Origin of the sequence: Stakelama saccharophila, from assembly GCF_032229225.1 — a bacterium.
GTDB classification, from domain to species: Bacteria; Pseudomonadota; Alphaproteobacteria; order Sphingomonadales; family Sphingomonadaceae; genus Sphingomonas; species Sphingomonas saccharophila.
Map to the genome: position 1 here is coordinate 676,376 of NZ_CP135076.1, position 22,664 is coordinate 699,039.

Genomic DNA, 22,664 nt, shown 5'->3' on the forward strand with positions numbered 1-22,664 from the left:
CGGGGCTAGGCGGACGCAATGACCGTGCATTTCCATGAAGAAGACCTGCCCGACGGCGTGCTCGCCCCCGGCGCCGTCGCCGTCGATACCGAAACGATGGGCCTCGTCACGCCGCGCGACCGGCTGTGCGTCGTTCAGATTTCCGACGGGCGGGGCGACGAGCATCTCGTCCGCTTCAATCCCGGCAGCGACTATGCCGCGCCCAATCTGAAGCGCGTGCTCGCCGATCCGGCGCGGCTGAAGCTCTACCATTTCGCGCGCTTCGATCTTGCCGCGATTCAGCATTATCTAGGCGTCGTCGCGGCGCCGGTTTATTGCACCAAGACGGCCTCGCGACTGGTGCGCACCTATACCGACCGGCACGGCCTGAAGGAGCTGGTGCGCGAACTGCTGGGCGGCGAGATTTCCAAGGCGCAGCAATCCTCGGACTGGGGCGGGCCGGAGCTGTCGGAGGCGCAGCGGGATTATGCCGCGTCCGATGTGAGGTTCCTGCACCAGTTGAAGGAAGAACTCGATCGTCGGCTCGATCGGGAGAACCGCACCGAACTGGCTCAGGCCTGTTTCGACTTCCTGCCCCACCGTGCCGCGCTCGATCTCGCCGGCTGGCCCGAAATCGATATCTTCGCCCATGTCTGACCGGCGCGCCCCGCTCGGCCGATCCGATGTCTGACATCGCCCGCCGCGTCCGCTCGGAACGCCAGAACTGGGCGGCGCCCGGCAGCACGCATGACCGGGTGGTGGCGATCATGCAGGTGGTGTTGCCGATGGGGATCGGTGCGCTCGCCGCGTTCCTGGTGCTCGCCCCGCTGGTGCAGGGGGGCGACGTCAGCTTCCTGCTGGCCAAGGACAAGGTCGATGTCGCCGGGGAACGTATGCGGCTTCAGGCCGCGCGCTACCGTGGAGAGGATTCCGAAGGACGTCCCTTTCTGCTCTCCGCGAAGTCCGCGGTGCAGGAAAGCTCGACCCGCCCGGTGGTGCAGATGCGGGGCCTTGCGGCGCAGCTCCGCCTCTCCGACGGGCCGGCGCGCATCGTCGCGGAGCAGGGACGATACGACATGGATGCCGAAGAGGTACGCATCGACGGCCCGATCCGGGTGCGTGCGCCGGACGACTATCGCATCGATACCAGCGACGCGGTGGTGGATCTGAAGGCGCGCAAGCTCGAAAGCACGGGGCCGGCAAGCGGCAGCAGCTCGCTCGGCACCTTCAGCGGCGATCGTATGAGCGCCGATCTGGAAAGCCGGACGATCCACCTGGACGGCGATGCCCACTTGCGGATCGTGCCCGGGCGCGCAAATAGGCGCTGATGATGTCGTTGCGCCGTTCCCTGATCGCCGGCCTGGCCGCGCTGACTGCCCTCTCCGGCGTCGCAGCGGCGCAATCGCGCCACAATACAAGCGCACCGATCGATTTCGCGGCCGAACATATCGAACTGCAGGACAAGGCCAGTCGCGCCATCCTGTCGGGCGACGTGAACATCACCCAGGCGGAAATGTCGCTTAATGCCGCGCGGGTGACGGTCCATTATACCGGCAGGATCATCGGCGGATCGCCCCAGGTGTCGCGCATGGAGGCGGCGGGCGGCGTTCTGGTGCGACGTCCGCAGCAGACCGCACGGTCGCAATATGCCGTCTACGACCTGAACTCCCGCGTCATTACCATGCTCGGCAACGTCCAGCTCGTCCAGGACGGCAACACAATCGGCGGTGGTCGGTTGCGGATCGACCTCGATACCGGGCGCGCCGTGATCGACGGTTCCGCAGTGGGCACGGGCAGTACGGCGCCGGGAGCCGTGGAGCGACAGAACGGCAGGGTCACAGGAACGTTTTCGGTGCCGGAACGCGACTGAGCATCCGCGATCGCCACCATTTTACCGCACCGCCCCTTTCATCCAGGCGGATAATCATGCACGATTCCTGCCAATCGGCTGCTCCCTCTGGCCAGTGGGGGCGGTGACGGCATATTGAGGACCATCATGGACGACATTGCCACCCTGGCGGACGCCGATCCGATTCACGAAGCCCCGGTGGAGCAGGGGCTTTCGGTCGTGTCGATTGCCAAGGCCTATGACAAGCGCTCGGTCCTGTCGGACGTTTCGCTGTCCGTCGCGCGCGGTGAGGTGATCGGCCTGCTCGGTCCGAACGGCGCGGGCAAGACGACCTGTTTCTATTCGGTCATGGGGCTGACGAAGCCGGATTCCGGCCGGATCATGCTCGACGGCGACGATATCACCGGCCTGCCCATGTATCGCCGCGCGATCCTGGGGCTCGGCTATCTGCCGCAGGAAACCTCCATCTTTCGCGGTCTTTCGGTGGAAAAGAACATCCTGGCCGTGCTCGAACTGGCAGAGCCGGACAAGGCCGCACGCGAACGCCGCCTCGATCGGTTGCTGGACGAATTCGGCCTCGCGCGCCTGCGGGATGCGCCGGCCATGGCATTGTCCGGCGGCGAGCGGCGACGTGCCGAAATCGCCCGCGCGCTTGCGGCCGACCCGAAGATCATGCTGCTCGACGAGCCGTTCGCGGGCATCGATCCTATCTCGATCGCCGACATCCGCGATCTCGTCTGCGACCTGAAGGATCGCGGTATCGGCGTGCTCATCACCGATCACAATGTTCGCGAGACGCTGGAAATCGTCGACCGCGCCTACATCATCTACGATGGCCGGGTACTGTTCACCGGCTCGCCCGACGAATTGGTCGCCGACGAGAATGTGCGCCGCCTCTATCTCGGCGAGGGCTTCTCGCTGTAGCCGCGCATGAGCCTCGCTCCCCGCCTCGACCTGCGGCAGACGCAATCGCTGGTGATGACGCCTCAGCTCCAGCAGGCGATCCGGCTGCTGGCGCTGTCCAATCTCGAAATCGAGGCCTATCTTGCCGAGGAGATCGAGAAGAATCCCCTGCTGGAAGCCGGGGGCGACGATTCCGCCGGCAATGCCGAAGATCTGCCGGAGCGGGCAGACGAGCGCAGCGATCCCGCGAGCGCCGACGAACTGTTGATCTCGGGCAGCGGCACCGGCGAGGCGGCGCTCGATGTCGATCTCGATACCGAATCCTTCCATCATGACAGCGCGGCCGATTCGATCGGTGGGCTGGACGGCGGCCTCGGCCTCGCCGGAACGGCGAGCGGCGGCGTGCCGGAGGACGGACCCGATCTCGCCGCCTTGTCCAGCAGCGATACCAGCCTCGCCGATCATCTGCTCGCGCAGGCGGGCACCGCGGTCGACGGTACCGACATGTTCATCGCCGCGCATCTGATCGATCAGATCGACGAGACCGGATACCTTACCGTCCCGCTGCTCGATACGGCCAACCGGCTGGGCGTCCCGCTGGCCCGGATCGAGGCGGTGCTGGCGATTATCCAGACGTTCGACCCGACGGGCGTCGGCGCGCGATCCCTTGCCGAATGCCTGGCGCTGCAGGCGAGGGAGGCGGATCGCTACGATCCGTGCATGGCGGCGCTTATCGACAATCTCGATCTCGTCGCACGCGGGGATCTTGCGCGGCTCAAGCGCATCTGCGGCGTCGATGACGAGGATATGGCCGACATGATCCGCGAGTTGCGCGATTACGATCCCAAACCCGGCTGCCGCTATGGCGGGGAGCCGGCGGCCGCGGTCGTCCCCGACGTTTTCGTCGGGCGCCGCAAGGGCGGCTGGGCGGTGGAGATCAACAGCGCGACGCTGCCACGCCTGCTTGTCGACCGCACCTATTACGCCGAGCTGTCGTCCGGCCGGCAGGACAAGGCAGCGAAAAGCTGGCTGTCCGACTGTCTCGCCAGCGCCAACTGGCTGGTCAAGGCGCTCGACCAGCGTCAGCGCACCATCGTCAAGGTGGCGAGCGAGATCGTGAAGCAGCAGGAAGGCTTTTTCCTGAGGGGGGTCGCGCATCTCAGGCCGATGACGCTGAAACAGGTCGCCGACGCGATCGACATGCACGAATCGACCGTCAGCCGCGTGACCAGCAACAAATATCTGAGCTGCGCGCGCGGCCTGTTCGAGCTGAAATATTTCTTCACCTCGGCGATCCAGTCGGCCGATGGCGGCGAGGCGGTATCGGCCAACGCGGTAAAGAGCGCGCTGAAGGCGCTGATCGCGGCGGAGGATCCGAAGAAGATACTTTCGGACGACACGCTCGTGGATATGCTACGCGCGCAAGGTTTCGACATTGCGCGGCGCACGGTCGCCAAATATCGCGAGGCGATGGGTATCGGCAGCTCGGTGCAGCGGCGCCGACAAAAGGCATTGGAGGGTGTAGCTTGAGGATATTGATGCGCGTCGTCGCGGCAGTTGGTCTGGCGCTGTGTTCCGTGATTCCGGCAGCGGCGCAGGCCGGCAGGTCCGACGGCGACCTGCGCGTCATGAGCTTCAACGTGCGCTATGCGAACGAGAATGACGGCGCCAATTCGTGGAGCAAGCGGCGCGACGTCTTCGTCGACACCATCCGCAAGGCGCATCCCGACATTTTCGGCACGCAGGAATTGTTGCAGAAGCAGGGCGACTATATCGTCGATCACCTGCCGCAATATGGCTGGTTCGGCGTAGATCGCCGCGGCGCCCATGAAGACGAGCATATGGGGCTGTTCTACGATCGCGAGCGGCTGACGCTGGTCGATCTCGGAAATTTCTGGCTGTCCGACACGCCGGACGTGGTGGGCAGCAACAGTTGGGGCACGCCCCTTCCGCGCATGGTCACCTGGGGCCTGTTCGAGGACAAGGAGACGGGCAAGCGCTTCTATCTCTACAACACGCACTTTCCGTACAAGGCGGAGGACGAACCCGCGCGCGAAAAGGCGGCGGCCGTGATCGTGAAGCGTATCGCCGCGCTGCCCGCCGAGGTGCCGGTGATCGTCACCGGCGATTTCAACACGACGCCCGATTCGAGGGCGCACGCGACGCTGACCGGCGGTCTTGCGGACGTTCGCGAGGAGGTTTCCGATCCGGCCGGTTCGGCCGAAACCTTCCACAACTTCACCGGGAAGGCGGATCGCCGTATCGACTGGATACTGGAACGCGGCTTCACCCCTCTTCATTTCGCGACCGACACCTATCACCGCGACGGCCATTACCCGTCCGACCATTTCCCGGTGATCGCGGATCTGCGCTTCGACTGAAATCCGGGGACGCGGCGAGAAAAACCGCATCTTAACCATCACGGTGCAGGGTTCGGTCCGTCAAAGGGGACCGCACTTTCATGCCACGACGTATTCGCTCTCTCATCGCGACGCTCGACGACGAGGTCCGGGCCTATGCCGACAAGAGCGAGGCGATCGCGGGGCGGACGAACCTGCTCGCGTTGAATGCGTCGATCGAGGCGGCGCGGTCCGGCGAAGCGGGCAGGGGCTTTTCGGTCGTGGCGCAGGAGGTGAAGGCGCTTGCGGCCAGTGCGCTCGACCTGGCGGCGAAATTCCGCGGTCAGGTTCTCGGCAGCCTCGAGGCCGGCCGCGCGATCGCGGATGAACTGGTCGGCGACGTCGAAGGGGCGCGGTTGGAAGAACTGGCCCAGTCGATCATGAACTCGATATCGCGCTCGCTCTACGATCGCTCGATCGACGTGCGGATGCTTGGTTGCGACCAGGCGGTGGTCGACGGCGCCCTGCATGGTGCGAGCGATCGCAATGCCGAAGCGAAGGCATTGGACCGGCTGCGCGCATTGCTGAAATTCTCACCATATTTCCTCAACGCCTTCATCGTCGACGATACCGGAAATATTCCCGTCTGCGCGCATGCCAATGCGTCCGTGCGTACCGAAAATCTGCGCGGCGCGGACCAGTATGAACGCGCGATGGCAGCTCCGGCGGGCGAGGACTGGTTCACCGATGCGGTGTGGGAAAATCCCTGGTCGAACGGCCGCAAGGTCCTGATCTTCGTGGCGCCCATCCGGCACGAGGGGCGGGCCATCGGCGTCGCCTATCTGGAATATGATTTCGAAGGTCAGGTCGCCCAGATCATGAATGTCATGAGACAGGCGGCGGGGAATTCCGTGATCTCTATCGTCGATGACGATGCCCGGGTGATGGCGACGACGGGTTCCTACGCCTTCGGTCATCATCTGGCGGCGGCCCGGGCCGGCAGCGGCGCGGGTGCGAGTGGTGACGGCACGATCACGGCCATTTCGTCGGCCAGCCGTTATTATGATTTCGACGGTCTCAATCTGCGCTGCGTGATCGAGCACCAGGTGCCGAGCGACGAGGAGATCGCACAGGCCCTGCGAAAGGCGCTGCCCGAACGCGGCTAGACGCATCGTCCTACAGCCATTTCAGCTTGCCGAAGGTCAAGGGCTGCAGGCCGCGTGAAGCTATCGGCGGCACCGCGCCCGATCAATCGTCCTCGTCCTCGAAGCCGACGAGATCGAGCGCGCGCGCCTTGATCTGGTGCGTCGCGCACCAATGGACCAACGCGTCCTCGCGTCCGTGCGTCACCCATATTTCGCGCGGCGCCAGTTCGCGGATCGTCCCGGTCAGTTCGTCCCAGTCAGCATGGTCGGACAGGATGATCGGCAGCTCGACATTGCGCTGGCGCGCCCGCTGTCGCACCCGCATCCAGCCCGATGCCATCGCCGTGACGGGATCAGGCAGGCGGCGCGACCACCGATCGTTGAGCGCGCCCGGCGGACAGAGCACGATATGGCCCTTCATTGCGGACCGGTCGCTTTCGGTCGCCGGCCGCAATTCGCCGAGATCGACGCCGTGTTCGACGTAAAGGTCGCACAGGCGCTGCAACGCGCCGTGAATATAGATCGGATCGGCATGGCCGAGATCGCGCAGTTCGCGGATGACCCGCTGCGCCTTGCCCAACGCATAGGCGCCGACCAGCACGCAGCGATCCGGATTGGCGTGCAGCGCGGACAACAGCTTGTCTATTTCGTCATGCGTATCGGGATGTCGGAACACGGGCAGGCCGAAGGTCGCCTCGGTGATGAAGACGTCGCATTTCACGGGTTCGAAGCGCGCGCAGGTGGGATCGGGGCGGCGCTTATAATCGCCCGAGGCGACCACGCGCTCGCCGTCGTGGTCGAGCACGACCTGCGCCGAACCCAGCACATGGCCGGCCGGCACGAACGTGGCATCGACGCTGCCGAAGGCGACGGTTTCGCCATATGCAACCGGCCTGCCGTTCTGCGGGCCGTAGCGGGCCTCCATGATCGCGATCGTCTCCGGCGTCGCCCACACCTCGCTATGGCCGCCGCGGGCATGGTCGGCATGGCCGTGGGTCACGAGCGCGCGGGCCTTCGGCGCGGAAGGGTCGATCCACAGGTCGGCGGCCGGCACGTAAATGCCTTCGGGGCGGGGTTCGATCCAGGTTCCAAGCGTCATGGCCGCATCATATGGGCGGCGCGGCGGCGCCGTGCCACTCGGATCGGATCGAAAGCCGCGCCACTGTGTTGATTCGACCATGAACGGCATCTGAGCCGCATGGGAGAATATGATGATCGATCTCGGAAGCCTGTGGGGCGTACTGACGGTGATCGGGCCGATCCTGTTGGCCGCGGTCATCATCTGGGTGCTGCTTCACAACCGCACGTCGCACCGCGAGGATATAGAGACCGAGGCGGCGACGCACCGGATGTATGACGAGCAGGATCGCGAGGACAAGGTGAACGAAAAGCTCTAAGCCCGTCGGGTGGAGGCATCCGACGATCTTTCCGACCGCCTGCCGCCGGAACTGCGCACCTGGTTCGCCGGGCGGGGCTGGGCCCCGCGGCGCCACCAGCGCGAAATGTTGGCGGCGGCGAAGGCCGGCCGGCACGCGCTGCTGGTCGCGCCGACCGGCGCCGGCAAGACGCTGGCGGGCTTTCTTCCCGCGCTCGCGGATCTGATCCGGCGTCCGGCCGACGGATTGCACACGCTCTACGTATCGCCGCTCAAGGCGCTCGCGGTCGACGTTCAGCGCAATCTGATGGCGCCGATCGCGGAGATGGGCCTCGATCTGCGGGTGGAGACGCGCAGCGGCGACACGCCGTCGGACCGCAAGGCACGGCAGCGCAGGCGCCCGCCGCATATCCTTTTGACCACGCCCGAATCGCTCAGCCTCCTCCTCAGCTATCCGGACAGTTTCGCGCTTTTTGCCGGTCTGCGCACGGTGGTGGTGGACGAGGTCCATGCCTTCGCCACGCAGAAACGCGGCGACCTGCTTGCGCTTGCGCTCGCCCGGTTGCAGCGCATCGCGCCGGGGATGCGCCGGGTCGCCTTGTCGGCGACGGTTGCCGATCCCGACGCCTATCGCGCCTGGCTGGCGCCCGCCGGCGACATCGACACCGTCGAGATGGTGCAGGGCGAACCCGGCGCCGATCCGGAGGTCGCGATATTGCTGCCGGAGGGACGCGTGCCGTGGTCCGGCCATTCGGGCCGCTACGCCGCGCCGCAGGTCATGGCGGAGATCGAGGCCCATCGCACCACGATCGTGTTCTGCAACACGCGCAGCCTGGCCGAACTGATCTTCCAGGATCTCTGGAAGGTGAACGCGTCGGGCCTGCCCATCGGCGTTCATCACGGCAGCTTGTCGCGCGAGGCGCGGCGCAAGGTGGAGGCGGCGATGGCGTCCGGACGGCTGCGCGCGCTGGTGGCGACGGCAAGCCTGGACCTCGGCGTCGACTGGGGCGATGTCGACTGCGTCATTCAGATGGGTGCGCCCAAGGGATCGTCCCGGCTGCTGCAGCGGATCGGGCGGGCGAACCACCGGCTCGACGAGCCGTCGGAGGCGGTGCTTGTGCCCGGCAACCGCTTCGAATATCTCGAAGCGCGCGCGGCGCTCGACGCGGTGCGCGAGGGCGAGCTGGACGCCGACCCGTTTCGCGCCGGCGCGCTGGACGTGTTGGCGCAACATCTGATGGCCTGCGCCTGCGCGGCGCCGTTCGGTGCGGCGGCCATGCTCGACGAGGTTCGCGGCGCCATGCCTTATTCGGCGCTGACCGAGCAGACCTTCGATCGCGTCCTGCACTTCATCGCCGACGGCGGCTATGCGCTGAAGGCCTATGACCGTTTCAAGCGCCTGACCAACGAACGGGGGCGGTGGCGCGTCAGCCATCCGCGCTTCGTCACGCAGCACCGCATGAATGCGGGCATCATCGTCGACGCGCCGGTTCTGGAGGTGCGCTTCCGCAACGGCCGCAAGCTCGGCACGGTGGAGGAGAATTTCGCCGCCGCGCTGACGCCGGGCGACACCTTCTTCTTCGCCGGCATGAGCCTGGAGGTGGAGCGGATCGACGTCGCCGACCTGGTCGTGCGCGCCACCAGCCGGTCCGCGCGCATCCCGAGCTATATGGGCGCGCGCATGCCGCTTTCCACCAATCTGGCGCGGCGGGTGCGCGGCTTCCTGCACGACCGGGAGCAATGGCCGCGATTTCCCGATGACGTGCGCGAATGGCTGGAGATACAGCAGCAGCGCTCGACCCTGCCGCGCCCCGGCGACCTTCTGGTCGAAACGTTCCCGCGCGAGGGCCGGCACTATATGGTGGCGTACAGTTTCGAGGGCTGGAACGCGCACCAGTCGCTGGGCATGCTGATCACGCGCCGGATGGAGGCGCAGGGCCTGAACCCCATCGGCTTCGTCGCCAATGACTACGCGCTGGCCTGCTACGGCATGGATCCGGTTCTCGATCCTGCCTCGCTGTTTTCGGCGGACATCCTGGAGCATGAATTCGTCGAATGGGTACAGGGCTCCGCGCTCCTGAAACGCGCCTTCCGGGAGGTCGCGGTCATCGGCGGGCTGGTGGAGCGACAGCATCCGGGCAAGCGGAAGTCGGGCAAGCAGGTCACCTTTTCGACCGACCTGATCTACGACGTGCTGCGCCGGTACGAACCGGATCACCTGCTGCTGCAGGCCGCCTGGAACGACGCGCGGGCGCGCATGACCGATGTGGGCCGCCTCGCGGACCTGCTCGATCGCGCCGCAGCGACGATGGTGCATCGCCCGCTCGACCGTGTCAGCCCGCTGGCGGTGCCGGTTCTGGTCCTGATCGGCCGCGAACAGGTCGCGCAGGGATCGGCCGAGGATGCCCTGCTGGCGGAGGCGGAATTGCTGGCGGCGGAGGCGATGGCCGACGCGTAACGGCGCAATGCCGTTTTGCCGTAGTGGCGCTGCGCGCAATATCGTGATAGAGATCGCGGGTGTTTCGAGGTCTGTTCGCTCTCGTCGGCGCAGGCCTGTCGACGATGGCTGTTCCGGCCGTCGCTCAGGAAAAGCCTGACGCCTCCGCTCTGGCCGGCAGCGCTGTGCATGATGCGAACGTGGTGCAGCAGCCCCCGTCCGATGTCGTCGCCGCCATTCTCGCTTTCGCATCGCGCGAGAAGCGCATGACCGTTCCGGTCCGGATCGATGGCGAGGGACCCTATCCCTTCGTCATCGACACCGGCGCGGAGCGCACCGTCATCGCCAGCGAACTGGCGGATAGTCTCGGCCTGAGCGCCGGGCCGGTCGTGACCGTGGCGGCGCTGAGCGGGCGCGAGTCGGTGGGCACCTTCCTGCTGCCCAGCATATCGGTCGACAGCTTTCCCAGGACGCACGGCGTTGCCGCGCCCGGCTTCGGGTTCGCGGACCTGGGCGCGCACGGGCTTCTCGGGCTCGATTTTCTGGCCGGGCACGCCGTACGGATCGACTTTGACCGTAGCGAAATGTCCGTGCGGCCGTCGCGCGGCAAGCGGCATCACTTCAGCCGGCGCAACGACGAGATCGTCGTGCGGGCGAAGCGGGAACACGGCGCGCTGGTGTTGACCGACGCGCATTACGGGCATCGGCGTATCCGGGTGCTGATCGATACCGGCACCGCCGTGACCATCGGCAATGCGGCGATGCGCGACCTCGTAACCCGGCGTTCGGACCTGTCCGATCCGATTACGATCACCAGTGTCACCGGTCGATCCGTAACCTCCCGCTATGCCAGGGTGGACGGGATCAGTATCGGATCGGTCGGATTTTCGGAAATGCCGATCGCCTTCGTCGAAGCGGCGCCGTTCGACCTGCTCGTCTATCACGACGAGCCGGCCCTGATCCTCGGCATGGAGGTGCTCCGCGCCTTTCGCTATGTCGAGATCGACTTCGCCGCGAGCGAGATCCGCTTCGGCATTCCGCGCGCCAATCGTTACCGGTTCGGCTGAACCGCGGCGCGGACCCGATTGACGGCGCATTCCGGGACGACGATAGAAACGCCATGGTTCCCTTTTCGTTCGCCGGTATATCCCTTGCCGCCAGCAGCGACGGCCTGCTCTTCTGGCCGGCGCGGCGGGCATTGCTGGTGGCCGACCTGCATTTCGAGAAGGCGAGCTGGTATGCCGTTGCCGGACAGATGCTGCCGCCCTATGATTCGCTGGCGACGGTCACGGCGCTCGCCGATGCGGTGTCGCGTCTGGACCCTGCGGAAATCTGGTGCCTGGGTGACAGCTTTCACGACAATGCGGGCGTTGCCCGGCTGTCGCCGACGGTTCGCGATATGCTTGCCGGCATGATGGCGGGCCGACGCTGGACCTGGATCGTCGGCAATCACGATGCCCTGCTTGCCGACGCCATGGGCGGCGAGGTTCGCGATGAAGTCGGGATCGAGGGCCTGATCCTGCGGCATGAGGCGAATCCGGCCGAGTCGCGGCCGGAGATTTCGGGGCATTTCCATCCCAAGTTGCGCATGACGATTCGCGGCCGATCGGTGGCGCGCCGCTGTTTTCTCGCAAGCGAACGAAAGCTTATCCTGCCCGCCTTCGGAGCGTTGACCGGCGGACTGGACGTGCGCCACCCGGAGATCGGCCGCGCGCTCGGCGGCAGCGCGGAAGCATTGGTCGCGGTGCGGAATCGAATGCTGCGTTTCCCGGTCGCCGCCTGAGAACGCTTCGGCACCGATTCTACCTTCCGCAATGGACCGGCCCGGAGCCCCGGACGGTGCAACTCGCATCGCCGTCGACGGATACCGGTCCGACCCCGGTGGTGGTGATTTCGGCCGAACGCTCGGCACGAAAGGCGCTGCTTCCCGGTCCGTCGGCGTAAACGGTGAGGTCATCCACGATCAGCTTGTCGGCGTCGATACGGCCGGTCCCGCTGTTGGTGAAGCGGGCGCGGTTGGCACTGCCTGCAAGCTGCAGCGTGCCCGATCCTGCGACGATGCCGACCAGGTCGTCGGCCGACAGCGCATCGACCTGCAACTTTCCGGCGCCGGTGACGGCCAACTCCACATGATGTCCCTCGGCGCGGTCGACCGACACCATGCCGCCGCCGATCACGCTGGCGCCGCGCAGGATGCGGGTGCGCACCGAGATCACAGGAAGGGCTTCGCGTTCACCGGGCCAGCCGCCCCAGTCATTCGCGTTGGCGCCGATGATCAGCGTCTGTCCCTGCGCCCGGACGGACACCGCGTCCACCGCACGCGGATCGCCGGAAACGGTGGCGCCGGGGCTTTCGTTCGTCGATACCGTGACGCGGAACGGCCCTTCTACGCGAACGCGATCGAAGCCCGACAACATCACCGTGCGGTCGCGCGCCGAGGCCGCAGCCGGCAGCAGCAATGCAAGGATCAGCAGCAATCTTGCCATCACCGCCCGCAATCGCACCCTTTGCACATGCTGGCAAGCAAAGGGGGCGATCAGCCGCCGCAGTGAACGTCGCCGGAACCGCTGGAGTTGATGGTGCACCGCGCCTGACCGCCAAGGTCCACGTCGCCCGATCCGAGCACCGAAACGTTCGCGTTACCGTTGACCGCGGCGGTGGCGTCGCCCGAGCCGGCGATCTCAACCGAGGCTTGCCGCGCGGTGAGGCCGCCGGCCTTGATGTCGCCCGAACCATCGATCGCCATCGAAAGCCGATCGACCCGTCCGGCTGCCGACAGCGTTCCCGATCCGGCGATGTCGAATTCCGCGCTGGGGCCGTCGACGGCGCCTACCGTCAGATCGCCGGAGCCGGCGATGCTGCCCTCGAATGGCCCTTCCGCCCGGTCGATCGTCATATTACCCGACCCGGAAATCCGCGCCGTGCGGATGGCCGGCATGGTGACGTGTATCACCGCCCCCTCGTGCGATCCCCACGACCATCCCGTGTCCTTGTGCCCGATCCGCAGGACATGGTCGCGCACCTCGATCTTCAGGCGGTCGAGCGCTTCGTCGCCACCCTCCGCCCGCACGGAGAAATCCTGTCCGGTGGATATGTCCACATCGTCGGAACCGAGGAGCGCGACACCGGCGAAGTCGCGCGCGGGAAACTGGCGGATGGAACTGCCTTCCGCCACGTCATAGCCGCCCTTGTTGGCGGTCGCCTCCGACGTGCCGCTGCATGCCGCCAGCGAAAGCAAGGTTAAAGCCGTCAGTACGCGCATCGAATCCTCCACCGGATAGTGTATTGCTTGACTAACACGCAAAGGGAGCCGGTACAATAGCGCAAAAAAAGAGGGGCGCCGCATGGCTGCCCCCCTTGTTGTTCGGATGATCGCCCGCTCAGGCTGCGTCGGCTTCCTTGGCCTTCGCATGCTGCGGCGCAGCGACACGGAGAACGTCGAGAATCTTTTCCAGCGCGGTGGGCTCGTCGACTTCTTCCATCGCCGCCAGTTCGCGGGCGAGCCGCGATGCCGCAGCCTCGAAGATCTGACGCTCGGAATAGCTCTGTTCGGGCTGGTCGTCGGCGCGGAACAGATCGCGCACCACCTCGGCGATCGACACCAGGTCGCCCGAATTGATCTTCGCCTCATATTCCTGGGCGCGGCGCGACCACATGGTCCGCTTCACCTTGGGCTTGCCCTTCAGCGTCTCGATCGCTTCCTTCAGCGTCTTGTCGCTGGAAAGCTTGCGCATACCGACGCTTTCGGCCTTGTTGGTGGGGACGCGCAGCGTCATCCGCTCCTTTTCAAAGCGCAAGACATAGAGTTCGAGCTGCATCCCTGCGATCTCCTGACTTTGCAGTTCGATCACACGGCCCACGCCGTGCTTGGGATAAACGACATAATCACCGACGTCGAAGGACAGCGCCTTTGCAGCCATATGGATGAAGCCTTTCCGATTGCTTCTCCCGGCGGGATTGCATGCTCGTCAATGCTGGGCTAACCAAAACCTTGCTGGATGCGACCGCGGGAGTTCCAGATTCTTCGTGCGGAGAACAATTCTGTCTCTGCTGCGAAAGCTTTTAACACAGCTGTAATATAATTTCCAGCCGTTTGTGGCGCAACCTGCCGCTTTCCGCCTGCTCGTGGCAAATTGGTACGCTCCCCGTTTTGACCGGGGAGAATTGCCTCGGCCCTGTCGCGCCGCTTTGCTGCCTGTCGCGGTGGCGGCTCAGTCGCCCTTTCCGGGTTCCGCCGAGAAATATTTATCGAACTTGCCGTCTTCGCCCTTGTGCGCGTCGGCATCGTCCGGCGTCTGGCCCGCATTGGTCGTCACGTTGGGCCATTCGGCGGAATATTTGGTGTTGATCTCGAGCATCTTTTCGAGGCCGGGCTCGGTGTCGGGCAGGATCGCCTCGGCGGGGCATTCCGGTTCGCACACGCCGCAATCGATGCACTCGCTGGGATTGATGACCAGCATGTTCTCGCCCTCATAGAAGCAATCGACCGGGCAGACCTCGACGCAATCCATGTATTTGCAACGGATGCAGGCCTCGGTGACGACGTAGGTCATTGGTGGCGGAACTCCATGCCAGTGTTTGCCATCCTGCTATGCGCGGGCGCCGAGCGCGTCAACGCTATTGGCGTTTGCCGTCTGCAAGTCCTGGTATAAGCAAGCGGCTTCGGCCGGCGGTCCGCGCCGGCGCGGCAACGCCTCGACCCGCAGCACGCGCACCCTGCCGTGGCGGGCGAAGGCGATGATGGCGCCCCGTCGCACGGCGGCGTGGGCGCGGTCGATTCGCCGCCCGTCGATGCGCAACGTCCCCGCCTCCGCCATCGCCTGTGCCACCTTGCGGCTCGGCGCCAGGCGCGCCCACCACAGGAATCGGTCGAGGCGCATCGCCGCCTCAGCCATTGCCGAATTCCAGATCCGCGAGCGCGGCGAATGCGTTGGCCGGGCCGACCGGGCGCACGGCGCCGCGGCGCGGCGCGGGGCGTCCGCGCCATGCCCAGCGGGGACGGCCTTCCTGCGGCGCCGCGCCTTTGAATCCCAACCGGGCCATCAGCTTGGCGATGGTCGGTTCGGTCAGGCCGATCGAGGTCGCCAGGGCCGGGTCGGGCGCGAAGGGCTGGCGCCCCTTGCGCCGGTCATGGGCGTCGCGCGCGATGCGTTCCACCAGATCGACCCGCACCGCCTGTCCGCCGATCATGCGAAACCCCATGCGCGTGCCCGCGCCGCGACTGCCGCGGTCCAGAACGGTGGCTCCGTCGCGCGGCAGGGCGGAGCCGGGCCGGTCGCCGCGTGCTGCGAACAGCGCCGTCCGCCACAGCGCCGCCTTCGGCTTCAGCAGGCGCGGATCGAACAGATCGAGTGTGCCGATGGTGATCCCCGCAGCGCGGAGCCGCTTGCGCTCCTCCTGGCCGAGCGCGCCGAGTGGCTCCGCGACCGGATCGCGCGGGCTGATGCCGCCATGTTCGGCGAGCGTCGCCGCCACGGCGCGCAACGCGGGCGGCGCGTCGGGGTCGCGCAGGATCGCCTCCAGTTTCGGAAGCGCGCGGCAATGGCGCGCAATTTCGTCCGTCACCCAGCGGGACAGGCGGGCGCGAATCGCCTCGCGCTGCCTCGCGCCCAGACAATCCAGGCTGCGGTCGAGCGTGATTGCGGGGCGCGACAGTTCCGGGCCGCGATCCAGCCGGGCGACCGGTGATCCGTGCCAGATCAGCCCCGGTCCACCGTCGGCGCCGATGTGCAGCGTAATGGTGGAATTGTCGGCCGTGGCCAACGCCGCGCCGCGCCGCGCCAATTCTCCGCCCAGCCGCTTTTCCGCCGCAGCGAGCAACATGCGCTTGTCGGTCGCCCGCGCATCGGGCGCGACCGAAAAGCGGAAGCCGTCCAGCGTGCCGAGGACATGGCTGTCGACGCTCACCTCGCCGTCGGCGTCGATCTCGACCGGTATCTCGCCCGCACCGGCGCCGATCTGACGCAGCAGCATCGACGTGCGGCGATCGACGAAGCGCTGCGTCAGTCGTGCGTGCAGCGCGTCTGACAGCCGTTCCTCGACCGCGCGCGTGCGTTCGGCCCAATGCGCCGGGTCGGCGAGCCAATCGGGCCGGTGGGCGATATAGGCCCAGCTTCGCGCCGCCGCGATCCGCCCGGCGATGGTTTCCACATCGCCCTGCACGTTGTCGAGCCGGTCGATTTCCTGCGCGAACCAGGTGTGCGGGACGTGACCGTCACCTTCGGTGAGCGCGGTGAAGATGCGGCCGACGAAGCGGGCATGCGGATCGACGCCCAGCTTGCGAAAGTCCGGCAGGCTGCAGGCGGCCCAAAGCCGGCGGACCGCCTGCGGGCTGCGTGCCCGGTCGCGTATCCGCTCGTCGGTCGCCAATCGCTTCAACACCGCGAGGTCGACCGATTGAGGTGCGGCCCGCAGGCCGTCTTCCGCGGGGCGGCGCTCGAGATCCGCGATCAGTCCGTCGATGCTCGCCAGATCGGGCATCCCCTCTCGCCAGAAGAGGAAGTCGAGCCGCGGCACCTGGTGGGCCTCGATCTTGTCGATCTCCTCCGGCGTAAAGGCTTCCGGCCCTTCCGCGTGCAGCGCGCCGAACGTGCCGTCGCGCTGATGCCGGCCCGCGCGGCCGGCGATCTGCGCCATTTCGGCGATCGTCAGGCGGCGGCGCTTGCGTCCGTCGAACTTGTGCAGCCCGGCAAAGGCGACATGGGCGACATCCAGGTTCAGCCCCATGCCGATGGCGTCGGTCGCGACCAGATAGTCGACCTCGCCGGCCTGGAACATGGCCACCTGCGCATTGCGGGTGCGCGGGCTGAGCGCGCCCATGACGACGGCCGTACCGCCGCGCAGCCGGCGCAGGGTCTCCGCAACCGCATAGACCTCCTCCGCGGAGAAGGCGACGATGGCGGATCGCCGCGGCAGACGCGACAACTTCTTCGCGCCGGCATAGCTCAGTGTCGAAAAGCGCGGCCTGCCGATGATCTCGGCATCGGGCACGAGCCGGCGCAGCATGGGACGGAGCGAATCCGACCCCAGGATCATCGTCTCTTCCCGGCCGCGGGCGCGCAGCAGGCGGTCGGTGAAGACATGGCCGCGTTCGGGATCGGCGCCGAGCTGCGCCTCGTCCAGCCCGACGAACGCAACGTCCCGGTCGAGCGGCATGGATTCCGCCGTGCACAGCAGCCAGCGTGCCTTTGGCGGCAGGATCTTTTCCTCCCCCGTGATCAGGCCGACCTGATCCGCCCCCTTGATCGCGACGACCCGGTCATAGACCTCGCGCGCGAGCAAGCGCAGCGGGAAGCCCAGGATGCCGCTCGAATGTCCGCACATCCGTTCGACGGCAAGATGCGTCTTGCCCGTGTTCGTCGGCCCCAATACGGCAGTGACCGAGCTGCGCGAGAATACACTCATGACCCCGCCAAGATCGGGCGTCGGCACGCGGCATGCAACAGGCGAATGTGCAAGCGGCATTTCGCGGCGGCCATTGCCGCCCTTCGCGCATGGTTGCGAACCAATGTGAATTTCGTCGGCTTGTCTGCACGGTTTGCCGCAGGACGAGTCATGCGTGCGACGGGTTAATTTGACTTAAACACCTTCGTTGCACACAGGATTCTTCTTGAGGGCCGGGGGTGCGCGGCCCGTAATTCCGGGGGATTGCGCTCCTTGTTTCTGCGCAACGATCATGGACTGGATCTGGGCGGCAGCACCAATGCGCCGTCGCTGGACCGCGTGCGGGCGCCGGACAGACCGCTCGGCATGGCCGACCGGCTGCGCCAGCGCTTCCCGGATTTCGACCTCGTTCCCGATCTCGGATCGCGGATCGGCAGCGGCGAATGGTTTCGCGGCGTCGCCACCTGCGCCGCGTTGTGCGCCGTCACCCTGGCATTCGCGCCCGATATCGGCCAGCCCATTTATGCCGCGTCCGCGGCGCCGCTCTCCGGCACGGACTGGAAGGCCGCGCGCAGCCAGTCGATCGCGCCGCTGGCGCTCGGCGCGACAACCGGCAGCCATATGGGGGCGACCGATGCGGTTCGGCCGCTGGCCGACACGCCGGAACGTCCCATCATCGAATTGACCGCCCTGCTCGGCTCGGGCGATCGCTTCGCCAAGGTCCTTCGCCGCACGGGCGTGGCCGAGGCCGAGGCGGACCGCGCCGCGCAACTGGTAAGCGATGCCGTCGGCCTGAAGGACCTGAAATCGGGAACGCGGCTCGACGTCACGCTCGGCCGGCGCCCGGCCAGGGCGCAACCCCGCCCGCTGGAAAAGCTGAGCTTCCGCGCCCGCTTCGATCTCGCGCTGGAGGTTTTGCGGTCCGATGGCGGATTGCGCCTCAAGCGCATTCCGATCGCGATCGACCACACACCGCTGCGCATTCGCGGGCGCGTCGGCGCGAGTCTCTATCGTTCCGCCCGGGCCGCCGGGGCGCCGGCGAAGGCGGTCGAGGCCTTCATCAAATCGATCGCTGCCAAGGTTTCGATGAGCCGGATCGGTGCCGATGACGAATTCGACCTGGTGATCGAGCAGGCCCGCGCCGAAACCGGCGAGGTCCAGCTCGGCAAGTTGCTTTACGCCGGCTTGGCGCACGGCAAGGACGACATCGAACTCGCCCGCTGGGACGATCACGGCCGCACCCGCTGGTTCGACGCCGACGGCAGCAGCCGTATCGAGGGCGAGATGCTGATGCCCGTGCATGGCCGCATCACCTCTCCCTTCGGCGTTCGCACGCATCCGATCCTGCATTATAAGCGGATGCATACCGGGCTGGACATCGCGGCCGCCTATGGCACGCCGATTCGCGCGGCCGATGCTGGCAAGATCGTGTTCGCCGGCCGCAACGGCGGCTATGGCAATTTCGTCAAGATCCGGCACGGCCACGGCATCGCCACCGAATATGGCCATATGAGCAAGATCGCGGTTCGTTCCGGCCGTCATGTCGATCGCGGCGACGTCATCGGCTATGTCGGTTCGACCGGTCTTTCGACCGGACCGCACCTGCATTACGAGATTCGCCGGAACGACCGGCCGGTCAATCCGAAATCGTTCAGCTATGCCTCCGTCGACCGGCTGCACGGCAGCGATCTGCGGACGTTCAAGGCGCGCCTTGCCGATTACAAGGCATTGCCGGTGGGCGGCGCGACCGAAGAGCCGGAACAACTCGCTTCCAGGTAATCGGAACATTCACGGGCGGCGCCAGGCGGTCAGGCAGGCTGGATGCGCAGCCTCGATCAATGCCCCTGGGCGCGCCAGCGCTTGATGGTGCGATCGAGGATCGCATCCTCGCCGCCGACATCGCGCCACAATTGGGAGAAGACAGGATCGCCGGAGTCCGGCCGCTGCGATTCCTCCAGCGTGTCGAACAGAACGCGGATCGGCGTGGCGACGCCTTCGCCGCAGATCACGCATTCGCGGTTCCGCAGCGCCGGGATCGAATCGAGAAATCCGCGCGCGCCTTCCGGCATCGCGGCGCGGACGAAGGCCTGATCCCGGTCGTTGTTCAGGCGCATCGCAATGATCGTGCCGCACTGCGACAGCACGCCTTCGGCCAGGTCGGACGGGCGCTGGGTGACGAGGCCCAGCGAAACGCCGTACTTGCGGCCCTCCTTGGCGATCCGGCTGAGGGTCCGGCCGACCGACGAATCGTCCGCCCGCCGTTCGTTCGGAACGTAGCGGTGCGCTTCCTCGCATACGAGCAGCACCGGCCGCCGCGGTTCGTTGCGCGCCCAGATCGCGAAGTCGAACACCATGCGCGACAAGAGTGCGACGACCACCGAGGTCACCTCCGACGGAACGCCGGACACGTCGATGATCGAGATCGGCTTGCCGTCGCTGGGCAGGCGGAAGATGCGCGACAGGAAGCTCGCCATGGTGTCGGCGACCAGCATGCCGGAGAACATGAAGGAATAGCGCGGATCGTTCTTGATCTCTTCGATCTTGGTCTTGATCCGCAGATAGGGTGCGGTGTCGCCCGCGCGGTCCATCTTGCCCATTTCGAGCTGGATGATGTTGGTCAGGTCCGACAGCAGATAGGGAATGGGCGAATCCACGGTCAGCTTGCCGATTTCCTGCGCCATCCGGTTCTTCGCGCGCGCCTGGAGCAGGCACTTGGCGAGAATGTCGGCATCGATCTGCCGCTGCCAGCCCGCGCTGGTGAGGAACACTTCGCAATGTTCCTCGAAATTCATCAGCCAGTACGGCATGGCGAGGTTGTCGACGTCGTAGATCGCGCCGTTCGCCTTGAACGCGGACGCATATTCGCCGTGGGGGTCGATCACCACGATATGACCCTGCGGTGAATATTCGCAGATCCTGTGCAGGATCAGCGCCGTCGCGGTCGATTTGCCGGTGCCGGTCGACCCAAGCAATGCGAAATGCTTGCCGAGCAGCGAGTCGACATAGACCGCGGCGCGGATGTCGCGGGTCGGAAACACGGTGCCGACCTCGATCGAGGCGCGCTCGTCCGCAGCGTAGATCTGATTGAGGTCGGCCGTCGAGACCGGAAAGATGGAAGCGCCGGGCGCGGGATAGCGCGTGACGCCGCGGCGGAACCGATAGAGCTTGCCGGTGAGCTGCTCCTGGTCGCCTTCGCCCAGAAAATCGATCTGCGCCACGATCCGGTCGGGATCGTCCTGGGCGATCCGCAGCGAGCGGATATTGGCGATGAGCCAGTAATTGCCGACCCGCATCTTCACCTGCGAGCCGACGCGCCCGGTATTGGCGACGGTAGCGTCTGAGTGCTCCGACAAGGCGTCGAGCACCAGCGCGTCGAGCACGATCCGGCTCGACGAGCCGGCAATCTCCGTCACCATTCCGATCGCCGTGTCCGCGGGTGCGGTCGACGTCGCTCCGCTGCCTGCCGACGCGGCCTGGTCGAACGCCTGCGCGCCCATGATCTCCGCCATCTACAAATCCCCGGTGGTCCAGCGGGCATCTTGGCCCGGCAGCGGTAAAGAATGGGTTAGAAGCGCCGCCAGAGCGCTCCCGCACCCCAGCCGAGGCCGATCGACAGGGCGACGGCGGCAAGGCCGTACCACAGCGAATCCTGTTCGGCGGCTATGGCGACGAACCGTTCGAAACCCGATTTGCGGATTTCCAGCGTGCGCGTCGCGGCGGCCAGGACCCGGCCGTCCTGGATCAGGAAGGTCTCGGCGGTAAAGCGGCCGACCGGCACCCGGGCCGGAATCGTGATCCGCGCGCGGTAGAGGACGTGGTCGGTGATCTCGACGGCGCCGGGCGCCTCGTAATAGAGGCCGGCGCGGCGGCGCAGATCGACGAGCCCGTCGGCGAAACGCTGCTGCACCGCCGGCGACGCCGTCGAAGCGGGTGAGAGTTGCAGCCGGTCGAGACCGAGTTCGTAGATCGCGCGCGTCCGATCGTCGACCAGATCCTCGATCGGACGGGAAGATGCGATGGCATAGAAGGACGGCGCCGACCGATAACGCATCCGGTCCGCATTGACCCAGATGCCGGCAACCTTCTGTTTTTCGCGGAGCTGGATCGACTGCGTCGGCCCCTTGACCACGACCACGATCTGGGGTGGCTTCTCGCCTTCGTCCGGCAGGTCGCCATTGGGATAGAGGATCGCGCCGAACAGCAGTAGTTCGGCGCCGGTGAAGCTGTAGATAATGTCGATGTCGCGTTGCGATACATCGGGCACGAGCACCGGCTTCGCAGCACCCAGCAGCAACGGCGCCAGCAGCGCGAGCGAAACCAGCCGGGCCGCGCGCCTCACCATGTCTCGACCGAATAGATCTCGTCGGGCCGCCAGCCCAGGCCAAGGGCGATGCGGCCGGCGACCAGAAGCACCATCAGGGCCAGTGCGAGGCGCAGAAATTCCGGCTTCACATTCTGGGCGAACCGCACGCCGACCTGCGCACCCGTCACCGATCCGATGAGGAGCAGGGCGGCGAGAACGATGTCGACCGCCTTGGTCGTCAGGGCGTGCATCATCGTCGCGCTCGCCGTCGTGAACAGCGTCTGGAACAGCGATGTGCCCACGACGACGCGGGTCTGCATGCCCAGCAGATACAGCATCGCCGGGATCAGTACGAAGCCACCGCCGACCCCGAGCAGGGTGGTCAATATGCCGATAAAGAAGCCCAGCAGCATGGGCGCCAGCGGGGAAATGTACAGTCCAGAACTGTAGAAGCGCGTGCGGAACGGCAAGGACGCGATCAGCGGATGATGCCGCCGCTTGCGCGCGCGCGACGTGCTGCCCGAGCGTGCCGAGCGGATGGAGCGGACCGATTCGGTGAGCATCAGCGTGCCGATCGATCCCAGCAGCAGGACATACAGGACCGCGATGACGGTATCGATCTGGCCCGTCTGTTGCAGAACGCGAAAGATGCCGGCACCGACGAGCGATCCGACGACGCCGCCCGACACCATCACCAGCCCCATCTTCACATCCACGCCATTGCGGCGAAAATGGGCGAAAACCCCCGATACGCTGGCGCCCGTGACCTGCGAAGCGGCCGATGCGGCCGCGACCGTCGGCGGAATGCCATAGACGATAAGCAGTGGCGTCGTCAGGAAACCGCCGCCGACGCCGAACATGCCCGACAGCAACCCGACGCCGCCACCCAGCAGGATGATGACGAGCGCGTTGACCGAGAGGTTCGCGATGGGAAGGTACAGATCCATTTGC

General features: G+C 66.3%; 22 protein-coding genes. 12 read left to right on the plus strand and 10 right to left on the minus strand.

Translation table 11 applies throughout. The features are described from left to right. Positions 1-18 precede the first annotated feature (18 nt). The 7 genes from RPR59_RS03065 to RPR59_RS03095 all read left to right on the plus strand — a co-directional run bounded on the left by RPR59_RS03065 (position 19) and on the right by RPR59_RS03095 (position 6,236). Positions 19-636, plus strand: a complete 618-nt coding sequence (locus tag RPR59_RS03065) for a ribonuclease D (protein WP_313916550.1) — start codon at positions 19-21, stop codon at positions 634-636. Positions 637-662: 26 nt separating this feature from the next. Then, positions 663-1,307, plus strand: a complete 645-nt coding sequence (gene lptC / locus RPR59_RS03070) for an LPS export ABC transporter periplasmic protein LptC (RefSeq protein WP_313916552.1) — start codon at positions 663-665, stop codon at positions 1,305-1,307. Then, positions 1,307-1,849 carry an LptA/OstA family protein gene (locus RPR59_RS03075; protein ID WP_432280283.1) on the plus strand — a complete coding sequence of 181 codons (543 nt, stop codon included), beginning with the start codon at positions 1,307-1,309 and terminating at the stop codon, positions 1,847-1,849. Before lptC ends, RPR59_RS03075 begins: the two co-directional genes overlap by 1 nt. 126 nt (positions 1,850-1,975) lie before the next feature. After that, the gene (gene lptB, locus RPR59_RS03080) at positions 1,976-2,752 is read left to right on the plus strand and encodes an LPS export ABC transporter ATP-binding protein (RefSeq protein WP_313916554.1); all 777 of its coding nucleotides are present in this window, start codon (positions 1,976-1,978) and stop codon (positions 2,750-2,752) included. A 6-nt stretch (positions 2,753-2,758) separates the two neighbouring features. Continuing rightward, entirely contained in the window at positions 2,759-4,261 is a 1,503-nt protein-coding gene (gene rpoN, locus RPR59_RS03085) for an RNA polymerase factor sigma-54 (RefSeq protein WP_313916556.1), read from the plus strand. Further along, positions 4,258-5,112, plus strand: a complete 855-nt coding sequence (locus tag RPR59_RS03090; protein ID WP_313916558.1) for an endonuclease/exonuclease/phosphatase family protein — start codon at positions 4,258-4,260, stop codon at positions 5,110-5,112. The genes rpoN and RPR59_RS03090 overlap by 4 nt, the downstream gene beginning before the upstream one ends. 80 nt (positions 5,113-5,192) lie before the next feature. Beyond that, positions 5,193-6,236: a cache domain-containing protein gene (locus RPR59_RS03095; protein WP_313916560.1), complete on the plus strand. Its 1,044-nt coding sequence runs from the start codon at positions 5,193-5,195 to the stop codon at positions 6,234-6,236. Positions 6,237-6,318: 82 nt separating this feature from the next. Here the strand turns inward: RPR59_RS03095 and RPR59_RS03100 are convergent, their stop codons facing one another. Further along, the gene (locus RPR59_RS03100) at positions 6,319-7,314 is read right to left on the minus strand and encodes a ligase-associated DNA damage response exonuclease (RefSeq protein ID WP_313916562.1); all 996 of its coding nucleotides are present in this window, start codon (positions 7,312-7,314) and stop codon (positions 6,319-6,321) included. Positions 7,315-7,426: 112 nt separating this feature from the next. Here RPR59_RS03100 and RPR59_RS03105 point away from each other — a divergent pair, with 112 nt between their 5' ends. The 4 genes from RPR59_RS03105 (at position 7,427) to pdeM (ending at position 11,810) form a co-directional block, all read left to right on the plus strand. Further along, on the plus strand, positions 7,427-7,612 hold the full coding sequence (locus tag RPR59_RS03105; protein ID WP_313916564.1) for a hypothetical protein: 186 nt from the start codon (positions 7,427-7,429) through the stop codon (positions 7,610-7,612). A gap of 105 nt (positions 7,613-7,717) precedes the next feature. Then, positions 7,718-10,048: a ligase-associated DNA damage response DEXH box helicase gene (locus tag RPR59_RS03110; protein WP_313918300.1), complete on the plus strand. Its 2,331-nt coding sequence runs from the start codon at positions 7,718-7,720 to the stop codon at positions 10,046-10,048. 104 nt (positions 10,049-10,152) lie between these two features. Then, positions 10,153-11,094 carry an aspartyl protease family protein gene (locus RPR59_RS03115; protein ID WP_313916567.1) on the plus strand — a complete coding sequence of 314 codons (942 nt, stop codon included), beginning with the start codon at positions 10,153-10,155 and terminating at the stop codon, positions 11,092-11,094. A gap of 53 nt (positions 11,095-11,147) precedes the next feature. Next, positions 11,148-11,810: a ligase-associated DNA damage response endonuclease PdeM gene (pdeM, locus tag RPR59_RS03120; RefSeq protein ID WP_313916569.1), complete on the plus strand. Its 663-nt coding sequence runs from the start codon at positions 11,148-11,150 to the stop codon at positions 11,808-11,810. A 19-nt stretch (positions 11,811-11,829) separates the two neighbouring features. Here pdeM and RPR59_RS03125 read toward each other — a convergent pair whose 3' ends face one another. The 6 genes from RPR59_RS03125 to RPR59_RS03150 all read right to left on the minus strand — a co-directional run bounded on the left by RPR59_RS03125 (position 11,830) and on the right by RPR59_RS03150 (position 17,431). Beyond that, the gene (locus tag RPR59_RS03125; RefSeq protein ID WP_313916571.1) at positions 11,830-12,513 is read right to left on the minus strand and encodes a GIN domain-containing protein; all 684 of its coding nucleotides are present in this window, start codon (positions 12,511-12,513) and stop codon (positions 11,830-11,832) included. 50 nt (positions 12,514-12,563) lie between these two features. Further along, on the minus strand, positions 12,564-13,289 hold the full coding sequence (locus RPR59_RS03130) for a head GIN domain-containing protein (protein ID WP_313916573.1): 726 nt from the start codon (positions 13,287-13,289) through the stop codon (positions 12,564-12,566). A 118-nt stretch (positions 13,290-13,407) separates the two neighbouring features. Continuing rightward, positions 13,408-13,947 carry a CarD family transcriptional regulator gene (locus RPR59_RS03135; RefSeq protein ID WP_313916575.1) on the minus strand — a complete coding sequence of 180 codons (540 nt, stop codon included), beginning with the start codon at positions 13,945-13,947 and terminating at the stop codon, positions 13,408-13,410. Positions 13,948-14,238: 291 nt separating this feature from the next. Next, complete coding sequence (gene fdxA, locus RPR59_RS03140) at positions 14,239-14,580, minus strand: ferredoxin FdxA (protein WP_313916577.1); 342 nt, start codon at positions 14,578-14,580, stop codon at positions 14,239-14,241. A gap of 36 nt (positions 14,581-14,616) precedes the next feature. Beyond that, positions 14,617-14,922: a S4 domain-containing protein gene (locus tag RPR59_RS03145; RefSeq protein WP_313916579.1), complete on the minus strand. Its 306-nt coding sequence runs from the start codon at positions 14,920-14,922 to the stop codon at positions 14,617-14,619. Then, positions 14,915-17,431 carry a helicase-related protein gene (locus RPR59_RS03150; protein WP_313916581.1) on the minus strand — a complete coding sequence of 839 codons (2,517 nt, stop codon included), beginning with the start codon at positions 17,429-17,431 and terminating at the stop codon, positions 14,915-14,917. Before RPR59_RS03150 ends, RPR59_RS03145 begins: the two co-directional genes overlap by 8 nt. A gap of 252 nt (positions 17,432-17,683) precedes the next feature. Here RPR59_RS03150 and RPR59_RS03155 point away from each other — a divergent pair, with 252 nt between their 5' ends. Then, on the plus strand, positions 17,684-19,189 hold the full coding sequence (locus tag RPR59_RS03155) for a M23 family metallopeptidase (RefSeq protein ID WP_313916583.1): 1,506 nt from the start codon (positions 17,684-17,686) through the stop codon (positions 19,187-19,189). A 56-nt stretch (positions 19,190-19,245) separates the two neighbouring features. Here the strand turns inward: RPR59_RS03155 and RPR59_RS03160 are convergent, their stop codons facing one another. Genes RPR59_RS03160 through RPR59_RS03170 form a run of 3 tightly spaced genes read right to left on the minus strand, consistent with a single transcriptional unit; the run spans position 19,246 to position 22,660 of the window. Next, positions 19,246-20,919 (minus strand): ATP-binding protein, encoded by a 1,674-nt coding sequence (locus RPR59_RS03160; protein WP_313916585.1) that lies wholly within the window; start codon positions 20,917-20,919, stop codon positions 19,246-19,248. 56 nt (positions 20,920-20,975) lie between these two features. Beyond that, the gene (locus RPR59_RS03165; RefSeq protein ID WP_432280284.1) at positions 20,976-21,749 is read right to left on the minus strand and encodes a TIGR02186 family protein; all 774 of its coding nucleotides are present in this window, start codon (positions 21,747-21,749) and stop codon (positions 20,976-20,978) included. Continuing rightward, a complete protein-coding gene (locus RPR59_RS03170) occupies positions 21,746-22,660 on the minus strand; it encodes a sulfite exporter TauE/SafE family protein (RefSeq protein ID WP_313916589.1) in 915 nt (304 codons plus the stop codon). Before RPR59_RS03170 ends, RPR59_RS03165 begins: the two co-directional genes overlap by 4 nt. Between the last annotated feature and the right edge of the window lie 4 nt (positions 22,661-22,664).